Consider the following 5,976-nt stretch of genomic DNA (forward strand, 5'->3'; position numbering starts at 1 on the left):
GCAGCGTTCGGATGCCAGACCATAGGCGCGGGCATCGACGAACGGGGCCACCGACAGCACCAATCGCGCCAGGTCGGATTGCCGGCGATCGGACGGCACCAGCAGTGTACCGCCGACGCCGGGCATGACCCCGTCATGCAGCGAGCAGGCGTCGGCAACGAGCCGCTCCAGCTCCTGCGTATCCTCGGCACTGGCGGCTGCGATTGTGCCATCCCTCAATCGCAACGGACTGTCGGGCCGTGACAGCATCGCTTCGGCGGCCGCGTTCCTCTGTGCGATCTGCTGATGGCCGTTGATCAGAAACACGCCGAACGGCAGATGCGAAAACGCCGACGCCAGCGCCGACGTTTTCTCCAGCTGCTGGCCGATCTGCCCGGCGCGCCGCATGTGCGGCACGATCTTGCGCAACAGGTCGATGTCGTCGGCGCCGAAGGTTTCCTGGCCTGGACCGCGATCGATGCTAAGCATCCAGTGCGAGTCGTTCGACGAGAGCAGGTTGGAGACGAGGCCGTGATACATATCGCGCGGCCGCAGCCAGTCCTGCCAGAGTTCGCGGCGGCGGAACGCCGCCACCTCCTCCGTCAGGGGCCACCGACTGACCTCTCCGAGAGGCAAGGCGGCCGATGCCGCCGCCAGCGGATCGCGCAGCAGGGCTTCGATGCCCTTTTGCGAGGTGAACTCCGGATCGAAATCGGATGCAACCGCATCGAATGTGTGTGGGCTGATGCGCACGATGCAGGAGCGCGAGCCGCCGAACAGATCGCGCAGGCCAGTTACCGCATCGAACCAGCGCTCCTGATCGTAAGCGGCCTCATAGACCTTGCCGACCACCGCGGAGACCGCTTCGATGCTCACATTGGACATTGACCGCTCACGGATGCTTTGCATACGACACTGGAGTTCCACAGCAATTTGAAGGGTGTGAATATCATCTGCGCCCGCTGAGCGGTTCAGTGCTCTTGAGCAGCGCCACCAGTTCGCTTTGCTGGCGGGTGCGGGTCTTGGAGAATATCCGTTCGAGATAGGTGCGGCCGGTTTTTACCGTGATGTTGGAAGTGTCGGCGGCTTCCTTCAGCGACCGGCCGGACGCCAATGCCGTTGCAAGCCGCGCTTCGGCCGGCGTCAGGTCGAACAGCTCACGGACATGCGTCTCGAAGCCGTCGGGGATGCGTCGGGCGACCTCCGTCACCATGATTACCGCGCAGCGTTCGGATGCCAGACCATAGGCGCGGGCGTCGACGAAGGGCGCCACGGACAGCACCAGCCGCGCCAGGCCGGATTGCTGCCGATCGGACGGCACCAGCAGCGTCCCGCCTGTGCCGGGCGTGGCGGCGTCGCGCAGCGAGCAAGCGTCGGCGACAAGCCGTTGCAGCTCCTGCGTATCCCCCGCATTGCAGATTATTATGGCCCCGTCGCTCAGCTTCAGCGGACTGTCCGGCCGCGCCAGCATCGCTTCGGCTGCCTCGTTCATCTGTGCGATCCGCTGGTGACTGTTGACCAGGAAGACACCGAAAGGCAGGTGAGAAAAAGCAGATGCCAGTGCTGACGTGTTCTCCAACTGGCGACCGATCTGCCCGGCGCGCAGTACATGCGGGACGATCTTCCGCAACAGTTCGACATCCCTGACCTCGAATGCATTCTGCCGGGAACTGCGATGGATATCCAGAAACCAATAGGAGCCATTGGAAGCCAGGAGATTGCAGGCGAGGCCATGATACATATCGCGCGGCATATACCAGTCTTGCCAGAGCTCGCGACGGCGGAAGCCGGCTCCCCCTTTCATTATCCGCGTGCGATCATAGACGCAGCCTACAGGCAAGGCTGCGGCGACCTGGCTGATGGGATCACGCATGTGGGCGGCGGTTACCTCGGCAGACGAGAACTCGGGATCATAGACTGTCGAGACCGCGTTGCTCGTCTTGGGATCGAGTCGCACGATGCAGGAGCGCGAGCCGCCGAACAGATCGCGCAGGCCGGTCACCGCATCGAACCAGCGCTCCTGATCGTAAGCGGCCTCATAGACCTTGCCGACCACTGCGGAGACCGCTTCGATGCTCACGTCAGCCATTGGTGTCCAGCTTTCAAAGGACCATGCTCAAGGAGCCTAACATACAAAAAATATCTATCAAGTTATGGTCACGGCTAGCAAAGTAATGCCGGAGTTCAAGCCAAGGTCTCTTAATATTAGTAATCGGCAATGTGTCACCTGCCGGCTACCGCCGTCGCGTTAAGGTGGTAGCGGCCCCACAAAGCGACGAACAGTCGTCATATGACGACTGTTCGGATTGTGTCCTACCTGCAATCTCGGTCGCACTGGCAGTTCGATCGAGGTGGGAACGCGATGGCGAGAATGATCAGGTCGGTGGGGGGTAGGTCGGAAAACATGGCGTCATGCTTTTGCGAACGAGCTTGTCGACCTTCCGAGAGGGACGTCAGCCGTCGTGATGCACCCGGCATGTCGATCCTGACCTTGGCCGGGTTGATGGGCTTGGCTGTTTTCGCGCTTGCCTCGGGAAATGCGCGGGCAGGCGAATGTGCCGGCGGCGATGACGGTGGAAATGTCACAAGTCTCGCTTGTGGTGACGGGCCGGACGCATCGTATGACGCTTTTACATATTCGGCATATGCAACAGCAATAGGCTCCCACGCTCGGGCGGATGGAGTGGAAAGCAGCGCCTTGGGTTACAGATCCAATAGCGGCACGGGCGGGCAGAATACGGCAATGGGGGCGTTTGCCAAAGCAGGCGATCTCGATGAAACAACTGATTTCAACAGTTCCGGCACAACTGCGATCGGCACGGGCGCGAAGGCCGGCGCCGTAGCCAACGATCAAAATGAGGCAACGGCGCTTGGTCACCTGGCGGAGGCCAACGCCGCTTTTGCGACAACACTCGGGGCTCAATCCAAGGCCAATTACACGGGATCAATGGCTATCGGTCATGGCGTGGAGACCACCCGCGACAATCAGGTGAAGGTCGGCAACGTTAATAACACCTATACGCTGGCGGGCGTCACTTCGGACGCGAGCAAGGCGGCGCAAGACCTAAACCCGGTCGATCCGGTCTTCTTGGTGACGACGGATGCTGCAGGCAATCTGGCGGCGTCGACATTCGATGTGGCCGCGCTCGAAGACCTGCCGGAAAAGGTTGCCGATCATGAAATTCGCATCGCCAGCAATACGAATAACATCAACGCTTTGAACACGACCGTGGGTGGCCACACGACCGAGCTTGCCGACCACGAGGATCGCATCGCCAGCAACACCAATGCGATCGCTACCCATACGACTCAACTCCTTGATCTCCATACGAGGGTGATCGACAACACCAGCAACATCGCGGCTCTCGACGGGCGCGTCGGCGCGTTGGAGTCCGGCTTCCAGAACCTTGGCGGCGAGATCAGCGAAACCCGCACGGAAGCGCGTGCCGGCACCGCGCTGGCGCTGGCTACCGCGGGGCTGCGCTACGACGACAGGCCCGGCAAGCTGTCGCTGGCTGGTGGCTTCGGTCATTTCAAAGGGCAATCGGGGCTGGCGCTCGGCCTTGGCTACAACACCAGCGAGGAGTTCCGCATGAACGCTGCCGTGTCGGCAACCACCGGCCGTGGCGATGTCGGCGTCAGCGTCGGAGCCTCATGGACACTGAACTGACGCGGCCGGGATGATGCGGGGTTTGGGGCTTCAGCATTCCGTGCCGTGGCAGTGGCGGGCGCCCGGTTGGCGGACTTCGGGCGCCCGCGGTTTTTTTGCCGCATTGGTGGCCATCACGCTGATGGCCGTTGCGGTGCCTGCGCAGCCCGGGCATGCGCAAGCCAAGGAAAAACGGGTGGGGCAAAAGGCGGCGCGGCCTGCCGGTATCGACCGCAATGGGGTGCTGATCCTGATCCGCGGTGCGCTTTTGGCGCTCGACCAGGCCAACAAGACCGGCAATTACACGGTGCTGCGCGATCTCGGCTCGCCGAATTTCCAGGCCAACAGTGCCGCACAGCTCGGCGACATCTTCGCTAACCAGCGCAAGCAGGCACTCGACTTCGGCGCCGTCGCGGTGCTCGAGCCGCAACTGACCCTTTTGCCGCAGATCGAGCCGAACGGCATGCTGCACATGGCGGGCTTCTTCCCGTCGGTACCCTTGCAGGTCAATTTCGAGCTTATGTTCGAGCCAACCGACCGGCAGTGGAAGATCTATGGCGTGTCCGTCAACCTGACATCAGGTGGCCCGCAAGCGCCCGACACGCCGGTGGCCGAACAGCCGAACCCAGCCGATGCCGGACCGCCGCCGGAGGGGCCGTCGATGGCCGTACAGCCGAAGAAAGAAACCAAACCGGTCAAGCCGTAGCGTGTGGAGCGTTCATGCACTGGTTCCGGCCAAATCCTATCCTCCGCCCCGATGTCGGGAGCACCTGAGTTGACCGATCAAAAAAGGCGCCAGAGGTACGTTTGCATACTCGACCCGACCAACGCATGGACGGTCTGGGATTGCGAGATGGAGATGCCGGCTTCACTGGGAGGCCAGCATCTGACCGGGCGGCCGAAGGAACGAGCCGAGGCTGCCCGCGCAATTCTGGAGCGGATCCACAAAAGCAAGATGGATGGTGGCAAGCCAAATCAACTCGTCGATTAATCGTGCCTTCTGCACTTCGTGGCGAGACCGCTGTCATGGTCGGATCGGCCAGTTGGCGCTGTCTAGAGGCGGACCTTCGGTGCCGACAACCTGATCCCTGAGATCAATCTCGAAAGCCGGCTCTTTGCTGCTGCCGGCATGTCGCGCCGGGCCAACATGGCCGGCTGTGCAAAGGCAGCTCGGCCCGAGGTTTTCGTGCGGCTTGCCGCCCCGCTCGTCGGTAAATTAGCCGAAGGGAATGTGTATCCCCGATGTAACAGTCCGGCTTCCGCAAGCGGTCATTGGCGGCACAAAGCGGCGGACCGTCGTCATATGACGACTAGGAAAGCAGGCCGCATTCGATCAGCCATTGGCAGGAAACACCGACGATCGCTTCGGCTCCCGCCGAGGGCGATCTGTCGGGATCGGGGCAGGGGCAGTACATGAATCTCAACAATAGCAATCGTCGCTACCGCAACCGCTTGCTGGTCGGCACGGCGATGGTCGGGGCGACGCTGCTCGGCTTTGGCCAAAGCGCCGAGGCCGCCTGCACGCTGACGGTATCACCTAACTATGTCTGCTCCGGTGCCAACACGACCGGCCAGATCGTGCCGTCCGGAATCGGTTTGCCGCTCGATCTCGGCGACTTCATCGCCCTTGCCCTTGCCCCGGCCAATCCTTCGGTCACCACGGATCCGGGATTCAGCGTCACCACCAGCGATCCCTTCGCGCTTGGCATACTGGGCAGCGGCGCGGTCAGCTACACCGATGCCAATTCTTCGGCGCTAAGCTCGACGACGGGCATCGGCCTTGGCGTCGTGTCGCTGGTTCCACAGGTGGCGCCTCCCTACTACGGACCCAATCCGGGCGGCTCGGTGACCATCGACACCGGCGGTGCCATAACCGGCGCCCTGATCGGCGTTGCTGCCATCAACACCGGCGACGGCGCAACCACCGTCAACGCCACCGGCGACATCCAGTCGACAGATGCCAGCGGTTATGGTGTCGTCGTCTACTCGCAAGGTTCTGCTGCTACCGTCACCGCTGGAAACGTGAGCGGCGCGGCCGTCGGCATCTACGCCATCAATCAGGGCCTGACGGCAGATCTCAGCGTCACCGCCACTGGCGATGTCACCGCCAGCAGCAGCGGATACGGCATCTATGCGATCAATGGCGGGCAACAGCTCGATGTCGTCAACACGGTTCTGAACGGCACGCCGACCTTTTCTGGCCCGATCGCCCATGTCGGCAAAGACCTGACTGTCATCGCCGAAGGCACAGTCAGCGGTGGCACCGGCATTGTTGCCCAGAACCTCGGCACTGGCGCCACCAGCGTCACGGCGAAGGCCGCAGTGACCGGGAGCAATACCAGCATTAA

Annotated in this window: 5 protein-coding genes and 1 pseudogene; 4 read left to right on the forward strand and 2 right to left on the reverse strand. The window is 62.2% G+C overall.

The genetic code is table 11. The features are described from left to right. Both EN955_RS26730 and EN955_RS26735 read right to left on the reverse strand, forming a co-directional pair. The coding region (locus tag EN955_RS26730) for a LuxR family transcriptional regulator (RefSeq protein ID WP_127223482.1) at positions 1–864 on the reverse strand (864 nt) is incomplete at its 3' end. Positions 865–928: 64 nt separating this feature from the next. Further along, the gene (locus tag EN955_RS26735) at positions 929–2,068 is read right to left on the reverse strand and encodes a helix-turn-helix transcriptional regulator (protein WP_024502984.1); all 1,140 of its coding nucleotides are present in this window, start codon (positions 2,066–2,068) and stop codon (positions 929–931) included. Between the two features lie 387 nt (positions 2,069–2,455). Here EN955_RS26735 and EN955_RS26740 point away from each other — a divergent pair, with 387 nt between their 5' ends. The 4 genes and pseudogenes from EN955_RS26740 to EN955_RS35130 form a co-directional block, all read left to right on the forward strand. Further along, positions 2,456–3,649 carry a YadA-like family protein gene (locus EN955_RS26740; RefSeq protein WP_024502985.1) on the forward strand — a complete coding sequence of 398 codons (1,194 nt, stop codon included), beginning with the start codon at positions 2,456–2,458 and terminating at the stop codon, positions 3,647–3,649. A 13-nt stretch (positions 3,650–3,662) separates the two neighbouring features. Continuing rightward, positions 3,663–4,334 (forward strand): hypothetical protein, encoded by a 672-nt coding sequence (locus EN955_RS26745; RefSeq protein WP_032899115.1) that lies wholly within the window; start codon positions 3,663–3,665, stop codon positions 4,332–4,334. Positions 4,335–4,403: 69 nt separating this feature from the next. Next, positions 4,404–4,619 (forward strand): hypothetical protein, encoded by a 216-nt coding sequence (locus tag EN955_RS26750; RefSeq protein WP_127218961.1) that lies wholly within the window; start codon positions 4,404–4,406, stop codon positions 4,617–4,619. A gap of 422 nt (positions 4,620–5,041) precedes the next feature. Beyond that, positions 5,042–5,976, forward strand: a pseudogene (locus EN955_RS35130) (hypothetical protein); the annotation flags it as partial.

This window comes from Mesorhizobium sp. M7A.F.Ca.CA.001.04.2.1, assembly GCF_003998485.1.
GTDB lineage: Bacteria > Pseudomonadota > Alphaproteobacteria > Rhizobiales > Rhizobiaceae > Mesorhizobium > Mesorhizobium ciceri.

Coding starts and splice junctions, on each gene's coding strand:
- EN955_RS26735 (WP_024502984.1), bottom strand. CDS start 2,068: ATGGCTGACGTGAGCATCGAAGCGGTCTCCGCAGTGGTCGGCAAGGTC.
- EN955_RS26740 (WP_024502985.1), top strand. CDS start 2,456: ATGTCGATCCTGACCTTGGCCGGGTTGATGGGCTTGGCTGTTTTCGCG.
- EN955_RS26745 (WP_032899115.1), top strand. CDS start 3,663: ATGCGGGGTTTGGGGCTTCAGCATTCCGTGCCGTGGCAGTGGCGGGCG.